At 44.2% G+C, this 15,162-nt stretch carries 15 protein-coding genes; 2 read left to right on the top strand and 13 right to left on the bottom strand.

The genetic code is table 11. The annotated features are described in order from the left end of the window. Positions 1–64 precede the first annotated feature (64 nt). Complete coding sequence (serB, locus tag BCU12_RS13620) at positions 65–1,045, bottom strand: phosphoserine phosphatase (protein WP_102404799.1); 981 nt, start codon at positions 1,043–1,045, stop codon at positions 65–67. A 101-nt stretch (positions 1,046–1,146) separates the two neighbouring features. On the opposite strand from serB, the gene BCU12_RS13615 reads away from it, so the two are divergent. Continuing rightward, a complete protein-coding gene (locus BCU12_RS13615; protein WP_102404798.1) occupies positions 1,147–1,749 on the top strand; it encodes a YtjB family periplasmic protein in 603 nt (200 codons plus the stop codon). A gap of 84 nt (positions 1,750–1,833) precedes the next feature. Here BCU12_RS13615 and deoD read toward each other — a convergent pair whose 3' ends face one another. The 9 genes from deoD to BCU12_RS13575 form a co-directional block, all read right to left on the bottom strand. Further along, complete coding sequence (gene deoD, locus BCU12_RS13610) at positions 1,834–2,553, bottom strand: purine-nucleoside phosphorylase (protein WP_102404797.1); 720 nt, start codon at positions 2,551–2,553, stop codon at positions 1,834–1,836. Between the two features lie 54 nt (positions 2,554–2,607). Then, on the bottom strand, positions 2,608–3,828 hold the full coding sequence (locus BCU12_RS13605) for a phosphopentomutase (protein WP_102404796.1): 1,221 nt from the start codon (positions 3,826–3,828) through the stop codon (positions 2,608–2,610). Positions 3,829–3,876: 48 nt separating this feature from the next. Further along, positions 3,877–5,205, bottom strand: a complete 1,329-nt coding sequence (gene deoA, locus BCU12_RS13600; protein ID WP_102404795.1) for a thymidine phosphorylase — start codon at positions 5,203–5,205, stop codon at positions 3,877–3,879. Positions 5,206–5,452: 247 nt separating this feature from the next. Beyond that, positions 5,453–6,229, bottom strand: coding sequence for a deoxyribose-phosphate aldolase (gene deoC / locus BCU12_RS13595; protein ID WP_102404794.1), 777 nt, complete (start codon positions 6,227–6,229; stop codon positions 5,453–5,455). A 467-nt stretch (positions 6,230–6,696) separates the two neighbouring features. Then, positions 6,697–7,962, bottom strand: coding sequence for a NupC/NupG family nucleoside CNT transporter (locus tag BCU12_RS13590; protein ID WP_102404793.1), 1,266 nt, complete (start codon positions 7,960–7,962; stop codon positions 6,697–6,699). A 204-nt stretch (positions 7,963–8,166) separates the two neighbouring features. Beyond that, the gene (locus tag BCU12_RS13585) at positions 8,167–8,943 is read right to left on the bottom strand and encodes a TatD family hydrolase (RefSeq protein ID WP_102404792.1); all 777 of its coding nucleotides are present in this window, start codon (positions 8,941–8,943) and stop codon (positions 8,167–8,169) included. Between the two features lie 5 nt (positions 8,944–8,948). Continuing rightward, complete coding sequence (locus tag BCU12_RS23330) at positions 8,949–9,092, bottom strand: DUF5363 family protein (RefSeq protein ID WP_198599332.1); 144 nt, start codon at positions 9,090–9,092, stop codon at positions 8,949–8,951. A 54-nt stretch (positions 9,093–9,146) separates the two neighbouring features. Then, the gene (yaaA, locus tag BCU12_RS13580) at positions 9,147–9,920 is read right to left on the bottom strand and encodes a peroxide stress protein YaaA (protein ID WP_102404791.1); all 774 of its coding nucleotides are present in this window, start codon (positions 9,918–9,920) and stop codon (positions 9,147–9,149) included. Between the two features lie 91 nt (positions 9,921–10,011). Then, a complete protein-coding gene (locus BCU12_RS13575; protein WP_102404790.1) occupies positions 10,012–11,445 on the bottom strand; it encodes a sodium:alanine symporter family protein in 1,434 nt (477 codons plus the stop codon). Positions 11,446–12,150: 705 nt separating this feature from the next. On the opposite strand from BCU12_RS13575, the gene BCU12_RS13570 reads away from it, so the two are divergent. Then, positions 12,151–12,330: a DUF3545 family protein gene (locus tag BCU12_RS13570; protein WP_102404789.1), complete on the top strand. Its 180-nt coding sequence runs from the start codon at positions 12,151–12,153 to the stop codon at positions 12,328–12,330. A gap of 89 nt (positions 12,331–12,419) precedes the next feature. On the opposite strand, the gene BCU12_RS13565 is transcribed toward BCU12_RS13570, so the two are convergent. The 3 genes from BCU12_RS13565 to nfo form a co-directional block, all read right to left on the bottom strand. Beyond that, positions 12,420–12,971, bottom strand: a complete 552-nt coding sequence (locus BCU12_RS13565) for a hemerythrin domain-containing protein (protein ID WP_102404788.1) — start codon at positions 12,969–12,971, stop codon at positions 12,420–12,422. Positions 12,972–13,162: 191 nt separating this feature from the next. Further along, on the bottom strand, positions 13,163–13,840 hold the full coding sequence (ung, locus tag BCU12_RS13560; RefSeq protein WP_102404787.1) for a uracil-DNA glycosylase: 678 nt from the start codon (positions 13,838–13,840) through the stop codon (positions 13,163–13,165). A gap of 298 nt (positions 13,841–14,138) precedes the next feature. Then, the gene (nfo, locus tag BCU12_RS13555; RefSeq protein ID WP_102404849.1) at positions 14,139–15,020 is read right to left on the bottom strand and encodes a deoxyribonuclease IV; all 882 of its coding nucleotides are present in this window, start codon (positions 15,018–15,020) and stop codon (positions 14,139–14,141) included. Between the last annotated feature and the right edge of the window lie 142 nt (positions 15,021–15,162).

Genomic DNA, 15,162 nt, shown 5'->3' with positions numbered 1-15,162 from the left:
TATAGCCTGATTGAGCCATTTCTTTGAGGGGGATATTTGATACCTTTCGCGTTATGGTTGCGCGTTAAGGTTGCGCTTTCCAGCTCAGCTTCTGCTGCTTAACTAAACCGGCCGAAAGAATACAAAGCACGCCTCCTAACCCAGAAAATCGCACTGCTGACTGAGCTTGCTGTTCAACTTTAGGTTTTGCATGATAAGCGATGCCTAGCCCAGCCGCGTTCATCATGACGAGATCATTCGCACCATCTCCCACTGCAACGGTATTGTGCTGTTCAATGTCGTACTTTTCGGCTAATTCAAATAGAATATCGGCCTTAGTCTGCGCTGAAACAACGTCCCCGAGCACTTTGCCCGTGAGCTTCCCATCGATAATTTCAAGTGTATTCGATTGAGCATGATGTAGGTTTAACTCCTCTTTCAAATAATCAGAGAAGTAAGTGAACCCACCTGAAGCGATAGCCGTCTTCCAGCCCATCGTATTAAGCGTACTGACCAGTTCTTTTAAATCCGGCATGAAGGGGAGTTCGCTGCGCACAGCCTCAAGTATCGATTCGTCAGCGCCCGCTAGCTTTGCCACTCTTTGACGAAGGCTTTGCTCGAAATCCAATTCACCTTGCATCGCACGTTCTGTTACCTCAGCAACTTCCTCTCCGACGCCTGCTAACTTAGCTATCTCATCAATGCACTCAATCTGAATAGCGGTGGAGTCCATATCCATCACGATCAGTCCAGGCTTTGAAAGGTCTGGGACTTCATCTAAGCTTGCGTAATCTAGCCCCAGTGCTTTGACTATCTCTATATGGGCTTCCGTTAACTTCCCTGACATCAAAGCCACTTCGTAGTGGCCTACTTTCCATGTCTCTAAGATAGGGGTATACGTGCCCGTGTAGGCATCAATATCTTCAAACTGTTGAGAATACAGGTGCTCAGAAAATACGATCCAATTCGCTTTCTTTTTCTCATGCTGTTGAGCACTGAGGGTTTCGGGTAATCGGGTTAATAATGAGGTGTGTTTTCTTATTGAGAGTTTCTTTAACGTGTCCATGTTTGTAATCCTTGAAATAACTCCACAACGTTAACCTATTGCAATTTAAAAACGCAAGCATCAATATGAACGAAAGCAAAATAATTCTGAGTAGGAATACCATGAATCAGTCATTATTTTCATTTCGAATAGCGATTAAAGTGGTTGCTGTTTTAACGTTGCTCGCCATGGTTGCTGTCATTGCTATTAACAGTGTCAAAATCAGTAAAGGCAATGAACGCATTCAACATAACCAACTTGAGACACTGACTAAAATACTAATCTCTCAAGCGTCTCTTTCAGCGGCAGAAATGATTCTTCAACAGGATCAAGAAAGACTATTGATGCTGGCTAATCAGCTGGCACACAACGCTCTGGTCTTTGACGCAACGGTTTATAATACAGAGGGAGTGAAGCTTGCGGGAAGCGATGAATCGCTAACGGCAAGAGAAGTTCTAGGTATCGATACACCACTATCGACGGCTCGGATCGGTCGACAACAATTGGTTGAGCCTGTCATGCATGATTCCAGCATCATTGGGTTTGTGAGAATAACGTTTGAAACTGGGCGAGTCACCGCGATTTCTGATCATCACTATCGAAAGAGCGATCACTATATGTACACCATGATTTTCATGGCCTTCATCGGTGGGGTTTTAATGCCTTTACTGATTCGTAAAAAACGCAAGAATAAGGGTGAGAACCTACTACTTAAAGACAACTGATCTTTAGCCTCAAAGCAACAAAACCTCAGACTAAGCTGAGGTTTTGTTTTTTAGGGGGAATAGGAGCACCTATGAAGGCGAGTGTTACTCTTCGTCACCAAGCAAAACAGAGTCCAATGCAATTTCCATCATTTCATTAAACGTCGTTGCACGCTCATCTGAGGTGGTTTGCTCACCGGTCTTGATATGATCAGAAACCGTACAAATAGCCAGTGCTTTCGCGCCGTACTCAGCCGCCACACCATAGATACCTGCCGCTTCCATCTCTACACCAACAATGCCGTACTTATCCATCACATCAAACATGTCTGGATCGGGTGTATAAAACAATTCAGCAGAGAATAGGTTACCTACTTTCACCTCGATACCACGCGCTTTTGCTGCGTCTTCCGCTGCACGTACCATCTTGTAGTCAGCAATAGCAGCAAAGTCATGATCCTTAAAGCGAATTCGGTTTACTTTAGAGTCAGTACAAGCGCCCATGCCAATCACAACATCGCGTAGCTTGATATCTTCACTGACCGCACCACAGCTACCAACACGGATAATTTTCTTCACACCAAAATCTTTGATCAGCTCAGTGACATAAATCGAGCAAGATGGGATACCCATACCGTGGCCCATCACCGAAATTCTGCGACCTTTATACGTGCCAGTGTAACCGTACATGTTGCGAACATCACAAACCTGAACGGCATCATCTAGAAACGTATCAGCAATGTACTTAGCGCGTAGCGGATCACCCGGCATTAAAACAACGTCAGAAAAGGCGCCGTTCTCGGCATTAATGTGTGGAGTTGCCATTATTTATTCCTTCTTACGTAGGCCTAAAAGCACCTTTTAGGCCTGAACATGAAATTACAAAAAGCTCTTACCGTACTCCATTGGAGAAGTACCGAAATACGTCGCGAGGCTTTGACCAATGTCTGCAAACGTGTCACGTAAGCCCAATGAACCTGCAGGTACATTTTGACCATAAACAATGACAGGAATGTGTTCACGCGTATGATCACTGCCCGGCCAGGTTGGGTCACAACCGTGGTCAGCTGTAAGAATCAGTACGTCATCTTCTTCCATTAGCTCGATCACTTCATTCACTCGACCGTCGAAATACTCCAGCGCTGCCGCATAACCCGCAACATCACGGCGATGCCCATAAGCCGAGTCAAAATCAACGAAGTTAGTGAACACAATGGTGTTATCGCCCGCTTCTTTGATCGCTTCTTTGGTTGCTTCGAACAGATCTGGAATGCCTGTCGCTTTGGTCTTCTTCGTGATCCCACAGCCAGCATAGATGTCTGAAATCTTACCTATTGAGTGTACTTGACCACCTTTTTCATCAACCAACTTTTGCAATACGGTTGCTGACGGCGGCTCTACCGACAAATCACGACGGTTGCCCGTACGAGCAAACTCACCCGCTTTAGCGCCAACGAATGGACGTGCGATAACACGACCAATATTGTAGTCACCAAGCTCTTCACGTGCGATTTGGCAAAGCTCTAATAAGTTATCAAGTCCGAAGGTCTCTTCGTGACATGCGATTTGGAAAACAGAATCACCCGATGTATAGAAAATAGGAAGACCTGTCTTCATGTGCTCTTCACCCAGATCATCAAGAACCTGTGTGCCTGACGCATGGCAGTTTCCTAAGAATCCAGACAGACCGGCACGCTTCAAAATACGATCCGTTAACTCGGTTGGGAAGCTGTTCTCTTTATCTGTAAAGTAACCCCAATCAAATAGGACGGGAACACCCGCAATTTCCCAGTGCCCAGAAGGAGTATCTTTACCAGAAGACAGCTCAGCGGCATGGCCATAAGCCCCGATCACGTCGACATTACCTTCAAGGCCAGCAGCAAACTGACCCGTTGACTCTTTATGCGCCATCGCAAAGCCAAGCTTTGATAAGTTAGGCAGTTTTAAAGGGCCATTACGCTCAGCATTGTTCGCCAAACCTTTGCTGCACTGTTCAGCAATGTGACCCATCGTATCTGCGCCAACGTCACCAAATTTGTCGGCATCAGCAGTTTCACCAATACCGAATGAATCTAATACTAAAATAATTGCTCGTTTCATTTTCTCACCAATTCTTTGCTTTTATTAGATTAAAAGCGATTTACCAGCTTATACATCTTCCGAACGGATCTGACGATATACATCTGGAGTCGGTTGATAGTCTCCGCCAACAGTGATGGCACTTCGTAGTGCATTTGCGGCCTCTTGCCATTGCTCTTCATTGCGAGCGTGGATAACAGCCAGCGGTTTGTCCTCTGACGCTACCTCACCAAGTCGAATAAAGTTATCAAACCCTACTGCGTAATCGATCGTATCGGTTGCAACACGGCGTCCACCGCCCATTCCAACCACAGCCATTCCGATCGCACGAGTATCCATTGCAGAGATAACGCCAGTTTCCTGAGCGTAAACAGGTTTAATAATGTCTGCTTTTTCTAAGTAGTTATTATAGTTTTGTACAAAATCTTCAGGTCCACCAAGGCCGGTAACCATTTTTCCGAAACACTCCGCAGCTTTGCCGTTATCAAGGACTTCCATCAACTTCACTCTAGCCTCATCAGAGTCTTTCGCTAAGTTGCCCAACACCAGCATTTCTGCGCATGACGCCAAGGTAATATTCAATAAACGAGGGTTGCGATATTCGCCCGTTAGGAATTGAACCGCTTCGCGAACTTCCACCGCATTACCCGCCGAAGAAGCAAGTACTTGGTTCATATCCGTTAAAATAGCCGTTGTCTTTGTGCCAGCGCCGTTAGCCACAGCAACAATAGACTTAGCCAACTCTTCAGACGCTTCATAGGTTGGCATAAATGCGCCAGAGCCTACTTTCACGTCCATCACTAGAGAGTCTAAACCTGCGGCGAGTTTCTTCGATAAAATGGAAGCGGTGATCAATGAGATGTTATCAACGGTAGCCGTAATATCTCGAGTGGCATAGACACGCTTATCGGCTGGTGCAAGGTCGCCCGTTTGACCAATAATCGCAACACCGGCGTCTTTCGTCACCTGACCAAACACATCATTAGTTGGAGTAATGTTATAGCCCGGGATGGCCTCTAGCTTATCAAGCGTTCCACCAGTATGGCCTAAACCACGGCCTGAGATCATAGGAACAAACCCACCACACGCAGCCACCATTGGGCCTAGCATGAGAGAGGTTACATCCCCTACACCACCGGTTGAGTGCTTATCAACAATTGGGCCTTCAAAGTTCATATGGTCCCAGTCGATAACCATGCCAGAATCACGCATTGCACAGGTAAGGGCAATTCGTTCAGGCATCGTCATTTCATTAAAGAAAATCGCCATGGCAAAGGCGGCTATTTGACCTTCAGAGACGGTATTTTTGGCAACACCTTGAATAAAGAAGTTAATTTCTTCTGCGGACAGGACTTCGTTATCACGTTTTTTTCGGATGATTTCTTGAGGTAAGTACATTAGATCCTCCCATGCTCATGTGAGCGATGGTTGTCAGGTAAAGAGGTAAATTAGGGTGATGCTTCACCACCCTAAATTAATTCAGACGTTATTTTTTATGAGTCATACTCGAGACAATTGCTGCCGCAGCCCGTTGACCGTTTTCTTGAAGAAAATCGAAGTTCAATCCTAACAAGCCTATACAAGCTCTTTGATTAGGCTGAACTTACGAGGTCACAATACTGCAGCGTCAAATTTGACGGGTATGTTAGTAGGCTGCTGGATCAGCAGTCTCGTCTGTAACTTCTAATGTATTTAATAGGTTAGTCAGTAGGCTTGAAGCACCAAAACGGTAGTGCATGTTATCAGCCCAGTCCGAGCCAAGTAGCTCGTCTGCCATACCTAGGTAAGCTTGAGCATCTTCAGCAGTACGAACACCACCCGCTGGCTTAAATCCAACTGTTTTCGCTACGCCCATGTCACGGATAACTTCAAGCATCATTCGTGCGTATTCTGGTGTTGCGTTTACAGGCACTTTACCCGTTGATGTTTTAATGAAATCAGCACCGGCTTCAATACAGATTTGAGATGCTTTTTTAATCAGCGCTTCTTCTTTCAGTTCGCCTGTTTCAATGATGACTTTAAGAAGAATGTCACCACACGCTTGTTTACATTGCTTAACAAGCTCAAAACCCACTTCTTCATTTCCGGCGATCAAAGCTCGGTATGGGAACACAACATCCACTTCATCAGCGCCATAAGCAACCGCAGCTTTCGTTTCAGCGACTGCAATAGCAACATCATCATTACCGTGTGGGAAGTTAGTGACAGTCGCAATACGAACTTCTGGAGTGCCTTGCTCACGAAGTGTTTTCTTCGCAATTGGAACAAAACGAGGGTAAATACAAATTGCAGCTGTATTGCCTACTGCGGTTTTTGCATCACGACACAGTGAAATGACTTTTTCATCAGTGTCATCGTCGTTCAGTGTTGTAAGGTCCATTAATTTAAGTGCGCGTAGTGCTGCTGCTTTTAAATCGCTCATTTCTATCTCCGATCAATATATTCAATTCATTTACCACTGAGAACATCTATGGGCGTTAGCCTGATATCCCAGCAGCCTTAAATGAACGGACTTGGTTCCTTGAAGACTCAATACATACAGCGAACATGTATTGATTGCTATCCTTGTCACCGCACAGTACCAAATGGTACATAGCAAACCAATCATGATTGGCGTGCCTGCGTAGGCAAATCATTTGCCTGTTTGAGATGTTTGCCGTTCAATAACGTTTTATCACTGAAACAGCGGTGCTTTGTATAACCTATACAGTATAGATATTCATCGCAAAACTGTAGTACCAAATAAAACGCAAACGGTTTGTATCTCAAAAATTTCACGCTGTCTTTTAAAATACGATTTCGTTAGCCTCAAAAACAAAAAAGCCCCGCAGCAATTTCTTGCTACGGGGCGATGTATTAAGGCGTCTATATATTAATTACCGAGTTCTATTAAAGAGCCGCAAGGCTTAAACAGAAACCAGCAATTGTCGCTGCCATTAGGTTTGATAGCGTACCAGCGGCAACAGCTTTCATACCCATGCGAGCAATTTCTTGACGACGTGTAGGAGCAAGGCTACCTAGACCACCAAGTAGAATCGCAATAGAAGAAAGGTTTGCGAAACCACATAGAGCGAATGAGATGATTGCTTTCGTCTTCTCAGAAAGAACAACCTCAGCGCCTTCAGCCAAGTATGGTGCGAATGCAGAGTAAGCGACAAATTCGTTTGCAACGATCTTCTGACCGATGAATGAACCCGCAAGCGTTGCTTCAGACCATGGAACACCAATAACAAACGCTAGTGGAGAGAAGACCCAACCAAGAATCAGCTCAAGCGTTAGGTGAGGCATACCGATCCAGCCACCGATGCCACCAAGCATACCGTTAACTAGAGCAATTAGACCGATGAATGCGAGTAGCATTGCACCAACGTTAAGAGCCAGTTGTAGACCCATTGCTGCACCGCCAGCGGCTGCATCAATTACGTTAGCAGGCTTGTCGTCACCGCCGTCAATATCAGCGCCTAGATCTTCTAGAGGCTTATCTGTTTCTGGCATGATGATTTTAGCGAACAGTAGACCACCTGGTGCCGCCATGAATGACGCTGCAACTAGGTATTCGATTGGCACGCCCATACCAGCAAACGCTGCTAGTACACCACCAGCGATAGAAGCTAGACCACCACACATTACTGCGAATAGTTCAGACTTAGTCATCTTAGGTACAAACGGACGAACCACTAGAGGTGCTTCTGTTTGACCAACGAAGATGTTTGCTGCAGCTGACATAGATTCCGCACGAGAAGTACCTAGCGCTTTCTGTAGTGCACCACCAAGGATCTTGATAACCCACTGCATAACGCCAATGTAGTAAAGTACAGAGATGAATGCTGAGAAGAAGATTAGCGTTGGAAGAACGCGGAATGCGAAGATGAAACCACCGCCTCCAAATACTTCAAACATTTTGTTAGATACAAGACCACCGAAAACAAATTCAGTACCTTTGTTACCATACGCGATTACATTTGATACTCCGTCAGAGAAGCCTCTCAGCAGCTCTTGTCCCCAAGGGACGTAAAGAATAAATGCACCTAATACAAATTGAATTGCAAATGCACCACCTACAGTGCGTAGATTGATTGCTTTGCGGTTGTCAGATAATAGAACTGCTAGTCCTAGCAGTACGAACATCCCGACGATACTCATAAACAGGCTCATAGTTTATGATTTCCTTATTAGTTATTTATTGGCGTGTTTCAAAGTGGAGCTAAAAAAGCTTGGTAATTATACGCACCACAAATGAGATAAAGTAATGCCACCCTCACACTTTCTATTAAGACTCACACTTCATTCATTAGTAAGTGTGATTGAGATCTCAATAACAAAGAGCTTCATTCACCAATCGTACATATTCTTTAGAATTCATTCACAAATAGAAAGGAGCTTATGGCTGTTTTTCCACAACGATCGCGCAATCGTTTGCTCTGATTCTTTTTTGAGCAAAGCCAGTTCTGACAACACTTTCGGGAGCATTTTGGGGTGATTCGGCTGCCCTTGGAAACCATGCATTGGCATATCCGGTGCGTCCGTTTCAATGACCAAAAATTCTAATGGCAGTTGTGAGACAGCCACTCTTGTTTTATTGGCTCGTGGGTAAGTGATCGTCCCGCCAACGCCAATGTAAAAACCTAATTCAATGTATGACATAGCTTGTTGAGCGCTCCCCGAAAAGCCATGCAACACCCCGCCTTTCAGCAAAGGATAACGTTTTAGCATCGGTATCAGCCGATGATGAGCCTTACGGCAATGCAGAATAACAGGAAGATCGTATTGCTGAGCGAGTTCTAGTTGCATCGACAAATAGCTTTCTTGCCGATCCGATGGCGTGTCAGTCATAAAATCGAGCCCACATTCACCAATAGCGACGCACTGAGAAGACCGCTGCTCTAGGGCTTGTACTAACGAAGGCAAGGCTTTGGCAGGTTGAGAAGGAAGAAACCACGGATGAAAACCCAATGCGTGATATATCTCAGGGTATTGATAAGATAGTTGTTGAACAGCTAACCAATTGTCTTCATTAACGGACGGGATAAGAAACCGCTCAACACCTTGCTGTTTTGCCGCAGAAAGTTCTGAATCAAAATCACCGCCAAATTGGCGAAAGTCAAAATGGCAGTGAGTATCAAACAGAGCGGTCATTGAACTTACTTAACCTCTTGTTTAAGAACTTTCTTACAAGAGGGTTCTTGCTTGTAAGGGACACAACTGCGCTTATTTTCTGGAGTTAACCCCATTGACTGGCACCAAGCATCGTATCTATTGAGTAATGACTTTAGCCAATTCCACACAATCGTTATCCTCTTACCGTTTTGAATCATTCATTATTGCTTAATGATTGATCGTTACTGCTCGTCACGTTTAAACACAAGCTCTTTGTCGGTGGACTCAGCTTCAACGAAGTAATAACCCGCACTATCGAAACCTTTTAGAGCTTCTACCGAATCCACTTTGTTCTCAATCATGTAACGCGCCATCATGCCGCGTGCTTTTTTGGCATGAAAACTAATCACTTTGTACGTACCGTTTTTGCAGTCTTTGAAAACGGGCGTAATCACTTGAGCGTCCAGCGTCTTAGGTTTTACCGCTTTAAAATACTCATTCGACGCTAAATTAACCAACACCTTATTATCTTGAGCACTGAATACTTCATTTAACTTATCCGTAATCAGGTTGCCCCAGAATTGGTATAAATTGGTTCCACGCGGATTGGCAAGCTTGGTGCCCATTTCTAAGCGATAAGGCTGCATCAAATCCATGGGTTTTAGCAGACCGTATAATCCTGACAGCATTCTCAGGTTCTGTTGAGCATACGCTAAGTCATCAGCAGAGAGAGAAAGCGCATCAAGACCAGTATAAACATCGCCCTTAAAGGCATAAATGGCCTGACGAGAGTTTTCAAAAGAGAAAGTTTCACTCCACTGCTCAAATCTGGCGACATTCAGTCCAGCGATCTTATCACTTACTTTCATAAGTGCACTTATATCAACAGGAGTCAGCTTGCGGCACTCTTGAATCAATTCCTTAGAGTGTGCAATAAAGTCTGGCTGTGTGGATTCCTGTGTAGGAAGCACAGACTCATAGTCTAATGTTTTGGCTGGAGAGATAACGATCAGCATAGTTTGATTTCCATATTAATTTGTCTTACCTAGGTTACAAAAAAAGCCATGCAATGTCTGCATGGCTTTTCAATTACTCTAATAGGAAGAATTAATTGGATTTCTTACTATTGTCCCAAATGCCTTCTTCAAGTTGAGACTGAAGCTCAGGGAAGTCATTGGCATCAAAGGTCGGTACTTTGCCTGCGTCTAGCTGTCGATTGTAATCTTTGGCTAGCTTAATCACGATGCCAGACAGCAAGATGATAGCCACTAGGTTCACAATGGCCATTAGCCCCATAGAGACATCGGCCAGCGCCCAAACCGTCGGCAGTGCCGCCAATGAGCCGAACATCACCATGCCAAGCACAACCAATCTAAAGAAGACCAGGCCTTTCTTATTGTTGTGCTCAAGGAAGATTAAGTTCGTTTCTGCGTATGAGTAGTTGGCAATAATAGAGGTGAAAGCGAAGAAGAAAATCGCCACTGCAACAAAAATACCCCCCCAGTCACCGACTTGTGCGGTTAACGCACGCTGAGTCAATTCGATACCTGTGATTTCACCGTGCGGTACATATTCACCAGACATCAAAATAATAGCGACCGTACATGAACAGATAACAATCGTATCGGTAAACACACCAAGCATTTGCACATAACCTTGTGAGGCTGGGTGTGGCGGGTAAGGGGTTGCCGAAGCAGCAGCATTAGGCGCAGAACCCATACCCGCTTCGTTTGAGAACAAACCACGCTTGATACCTTGAATCATTGCTTGAGCAATCGCATAACCTAGGCCACCCGCAGCCGCTTCTTGAAGACCGAATGCGCTCTTGAAGATTAGGCTCAGCACATCAGGCACTTTATCAAGGTTCGTGATCATCACGTAGAGAGCAATCAACAAGTAAGCAAGCGCCATGATTGGAACAATCAACTCAGCAGTACGAGCAATCTTGCGAATACCACCAAAGATGACGAATGCTGAAATGATGACGATCGCAATTCCAACGTACATTTCTTCAAAGCCGAACGCATTATTCATCGCACCAGCAATCGCATTCGCTTGAACCGCGTTAAATACCAAACCAAACGCAATGATAAGGAAAACAGAGAACAACACGCCCATCCAGCGCATGCCCAAACCTTTTTCCATGTAGTAAGCAGGGCCGCCACGATAGTTACCGTCAGCATCACGTGTTTTGTATAGCTGTGCGAGCGTACTCTCGGCAAATGACGTCGCCATACCCAACATAGCAATCAACCACATCCAGAAAATAGCACCAGGGCCACCTGCGGTTAACGCAACGGCGACACCCGCCATGTTACCAGTACCGACGCGAGCAGCTAAGCTTGTACAAAGGGCTTGGAAAGAGGAGATACCCGCTTTATCTGCTTTGCGGCTATTCTTTAGCACGCTGAACATGTGGCCAAAATGGCGAAACTGGATGAAACCTAAGCGAACGGTAAAATAGATACCCACGCCAACAAGTAGGTAAACAAGAATGGAACCCCATAATAGGTCATTCATCAAATTAATTAAGTCTGTCACAAGAACCTCTCTCGGTGTTGCACCACTCTTAGCTACGAAAGCTTAGCTCTAAACACACCACGTCGCGCTGCGATAGCAGGCAAAATTTGTCTAAGAATTTATAGTGGCGTTGTTTATGTTGATCCCAAGAAACCCTGGAATTCAAAATAGTGAATTTTTGACGGCGGGGATGATGCCGCGTGGTTCAGCAAAAATCAATACTCAACCAAGCTCACACAATAAGCATTCTGTACTGCAAATCAAAGCACTTTTAACACAATAACCCTACATTTACTTACATATACAACACATAGATAAAGCGCCTTTGCAACATTAACACCTCGTTACATCGCCAAGCTACTTCCCACTCCCGTAAAGCGGCTCACGGCAATGACACAAAGGAAGACAAGCTTCTTCACTCATTTGGACAAACGCATTAAGCCTGCCTTCATTTCTAATCAGCTCAAAAAGCAAATGTTAACTGCCATCACCATTTTTTAGTTTTCAGTCTAAATGCCAAATCTAAGTAAATTTAATCGATTGCTCGCGTTCGTTTGCCTATCATTTAACCACTAATATTCAACGATTTGTGATATTCAGTCGGGAAACCACATAAAACATTCATAAAAAATAAACAAATGAGAAACAAATCAAGGATAGGCTTAGGCAAAAGTGATATTAAAAAGATCCTGGTTCAGGGCATATTCGAATAAATAGAGGTGGCTTATGGAAGGCATACAGTTCGACGAAGTTATGGAAACATCTTTCCCTCGAGGTAAAGCAGCGCGTTCTAAACCTGTAAAGCGTAAATGGCGAGAAATAGAAGCAATAAAAGATCGTCAACGCTTACAAAAAGAGCTACTTGAAATGGATATGAGCCTTAAAGTCGAAGATCTCGATATCTAGACGCACGTTAGGCTTAAAAATAATGACTACAATGTAAAAAGGCGCTGCATACACAGCGCCTTTGGTATTTGAAAATAAGTAGAAATAAATCAAACGCACTCTATATCTTGCTGCGCCATCCTTTTTGCCAACTGTTGATACTTATCCGCAATCTGATCGCCAAAGAGCGGATCGTCTTCGTTAACATTCCATAACGCTTCAACCGCTTTCCAATCATCCTCATTAAATGTTCGCTTAATCAGCGGCAGTATTGATGACTCCTCGACCTCTAAATGACGTTTTTGAGCCAACATAAACTCTTCCAGCAATCCAAGGAAGAGATCTTGAGGAATAACCGCGTCTTTCAAAATCATATCGACCACATCAACAAAGTCGTGCGTCTTTTGAGAGAGTTGCTGATGCTCTGACTCAAGGTTACTGATCTCAAATTGCTGTCCGTAATGAGTGAGAAAGTAACGATAAAGAATGTCTTCCTTAGGGTGATGGACCTTCTCTGAGTGATTAGCCAAATAATCCACAATATCGCGCACCAGCGAATAGCTGATGGTTTGATCGTCTTTTAGTTTGGCCGCTTTGCTTTTCAAAATCGCCAAGAGGCGAATCATATAACCATGTTCTCGTCGAATCCTTTCAATCATCATAGTCTTCCTCCTAAACACCTACTTATTACAAGTGTATACGAGACTGATCCGTTATGTCTTGAGCTTGTTCAAAAAACACTCACACGATAATTCAAACGACGTTCACACGGTTCTGGATACACGTGTTAACCATGGCTTCCGTTAGCGTTGACTGTATGTATAGGCTAATTCAGGGTTTAAGACTAATTGAATTAAGAAGAAGTGATCGCCCAGTCTATTGGTGTCCTGCCCTGCGTTCGCAAAATATGATTGGCTTGTGAAAAGTGCTGGCAACCTAGAAACCCACGATGCGCCGATAGCGGAGATGGGTGTGGGGACGTAAGAACATGATGTTTATCTCGATCAATAAATCGCCCTTTCTTTTGGGCGTGTGCTCCCCATAACAAAAACACGATACCCTCATGATATTGGGTAATCTTATCAATCATGTGATCGGTAAAGGTTTCCCAACCTACCTTAGAATGAGAGTGAGCTTTGCCCTGCTCAACAGTGAGAACCGTATTGAGCAACAAAACACCTTGATCAGCCCATTGACCAAGAAAGCCATGATTCGGAACCACAAAGCCATCGATATCTTGGGCGAGCTCTTTATAGATATTAACCAGTGAGGGCGGTGTTTTTACTCCAGGAAGAACAGAGAAACTTAAGCCGTGTGCTTGATCTGGCCCGTGATAAGGATCTTGTCCTAAAACAACAACCTTCACTTTATCAAAGGGTGTCCGTTCGAACGCACTAAAAACATTCTTTTGCTCAGGGTAAATGTTCTTCCCCACCGCTCGTTCACTATCAATAAAGGTCATCATCTGCGAGAAGTAATCGAATTTTGTTTCAGCTTCGATGAAATCACACCATTGCAGAGAGCTTGGCATTTTGTATCCCCATAAATTGCAGTTTTGTTCATTTTATACGGAACGCATGCAATTTACAGGGATTCAGGTTAACCACTATGATTTTTGTGGGGTTCTGAAGCGGCCACCTTGGCCTGTAATGTGGCGGTTAGGTGTAGGCATTCTTGGTGTCTGTGTAATAGTTGGCATAATGGCACTCCTCATAACGACTCAGTACACATCACCTTCTATGGATTGAAACTAAAACTCATCAACATTCATAAAGGTGACTCTCATTAACAGTAATGAAAGATCAGTGCCAACTTTGAAAGATCGCCCGTTAACTTATTGAGTCTAAATGAAACTTTCTCATTACGTTAATTTCCTGGGGCCATAAATTCTCATCAATTGTCTCTAAAATCAATGGGATACCATCAAACCTAGGATCCTTTGCAATGTATTCGAAGCAATCCCAACCAATCTCTCCTTGCCCCAATGAGTGGTGTCGATCCACTCGGCTTGCGAGTTCTACTTTAGAATCATTCACATGCATTGCACGAAGGTAGTGCATACCAACGATTCGATCGAACTCATTAAAGGTGTTATTACACGCCTCTTTAGTGCGTAAGTCATAGCCTGCCGTAAAGGTGTGGCAAGTATCGATACAAACCCCGACTCGGCTTTTATCCTCGACCTTCTCTATAATCTGGGCTAAGTGCTCAAAGCGCCAGCCCAAGTTTGTTCCCTGACCTGCGGTGTTTTCGATCACAGCAATAACGTTCGGGACAGCTTCATGTGCCAAATTTATCGACTCTGAAATCAGCTCTAGACATTGATTCTCAGATATCTTCTTTAAATGACTCCCAGGATGAAAATTAAGAAGCGTTAAGCCAAGCTGCTGACAGCGCTCCATCTCATCGATGAATGCCGCTCGAGATTTGAGAAGTTTCTCTTCTTCAGGCGCCCCTAGATTTATAAGGTAAGAGTCATGCGGGAGAATGTGACCCGTATCAAAACCAAGCATTTTGCAATTCGCTTTAAAAGCGCTGATCGTTTTGGCTTCTAGAGGCTTTGCTTTCCACTGCCTTTGATTCTTAGTAAACAACGCAAAGGCATTCGCCCCTATCTCTCTTGCTCTCATTGGAGCCAGATCCACTCCACCAGCGGCCGATACATGAGCGCCTATCAGCTTATTGCCATACTCTTTTACTTTCATTGTCATAAACTCACTGTCTAATGGATAGCTTATCGTTGCTATCTCTGCTGATTTCCATCGTTTTATAGCCTTTTTACGCCTAAAAATCATCTTTTGGTTTTGTTGTAAAATTACAACAAAGATCACGTTAAAATTTATTTTAATATAT

It is taken from the genome of Vibrio sp. 10N.261.55.A7 (genome assembly GCF_002877365.1).
Classification (GTDB): domain Bacteria; phylum Pseudomonadota; class Gammaproteobacteria; order Enterobacterales; family Vibrionaceae; genus Vibrio.
Note: the sequence above shows the minus strand (reverse complement) of the source record. Positions and strands in the feature narration are given on the sequence as shown.

Excerpts from the sequence above, each read along its gene's own strand:
- serB (WP_102404799.1), bottom strand. The coding sequence starts at position 1,045 with ATGGACACGTTAAAGAAACTCTCAATAAGAAAACACACCTCATTATTA.
- BCU12_RS13615 (WP_102404798.1), top strand. The coding sequence starts at position 1,147 with ATGAATCAGTCATTATTTTCATTTCGAATAGCGATTAAAGTGGTTGCT.
- deoD (WP_102404797.1), bottom strand. The coding sequence starts at position 2,553 with ATGGCAACTCCACACATTAATGCCGAGAACGGCGCCTTTTCTGACGTT.
- BCU12_RS13605 (WP_102404796.1), bottom strand. The coding sequence starts at position 3,828 with ATGAAACGAGCAATTATTTTAGTATTAGATTCATTCGGTATTGGTGAA.
- deoA (WP_102404795.1), bottom strand. The coding sequence starts at position 5,205 with ATGTACTTACCTCAAGAAATCATCCGAAAAAAACGTGATAACGAAGTC.
- deoC (WP_102404794.1), bottom strand. The coding sequence starts at position 6,229 with ATGAGCGATTTAAAAGCAGCAGCACTACGCGCACTTAAATTAATGGAC.
- BCU12_RS13590 (WP_102404793.1), bottom strand. The coding sequence starts at position 7,962 with ATGAGCCTGTTTATGAGTATCGTCGGGATGTTCGTACTGCTAGGACTA.
- BCU12_RS13585 (WP_102404792.1), bottom strand. The coding sequence starts at position 8,943 with ATGACCGCTCTGTTTGATACTCACTGCCATTTTGACTTTCGCCAATTT.
- yaaA (WP_102404791.1), bottom strand. The coding sequence starts at position 9,920 with ATGCTGATCGTTATCTCTCCAGCCAAAACATTAGACTATGAGTCTGTG.
- BCU12_RS13570 (WP_102404789.1), top strand. The coding sequence starts at position 12,151 with ATGGAAGGCATACAGTTCGACGAAGTTATGGAAACATCTTTCCCTCGA.
- BCU12_RS13565 (WP_102404788.1), bottom strand. The coding sequence starts at position 12,971 with ATGATGATTGAAAGGATTCGACGAGAACATGGTTATATGATTCGCCTC.
- ung (WP_102404787.1), bottom strand. The coding sequence starts at position 13,840 with ATGCCAAGCTCTCTGCAATGGTGTGATTTCATCGAAGCTGAAACAAAA.
- nfo (WP_102404849.1), bottom strand. The coding sequence starts at position 15,020 with ATGACAATGAAAGTAAAAGAGTATGGCAATAAGCTGATAGGCGCTCAT.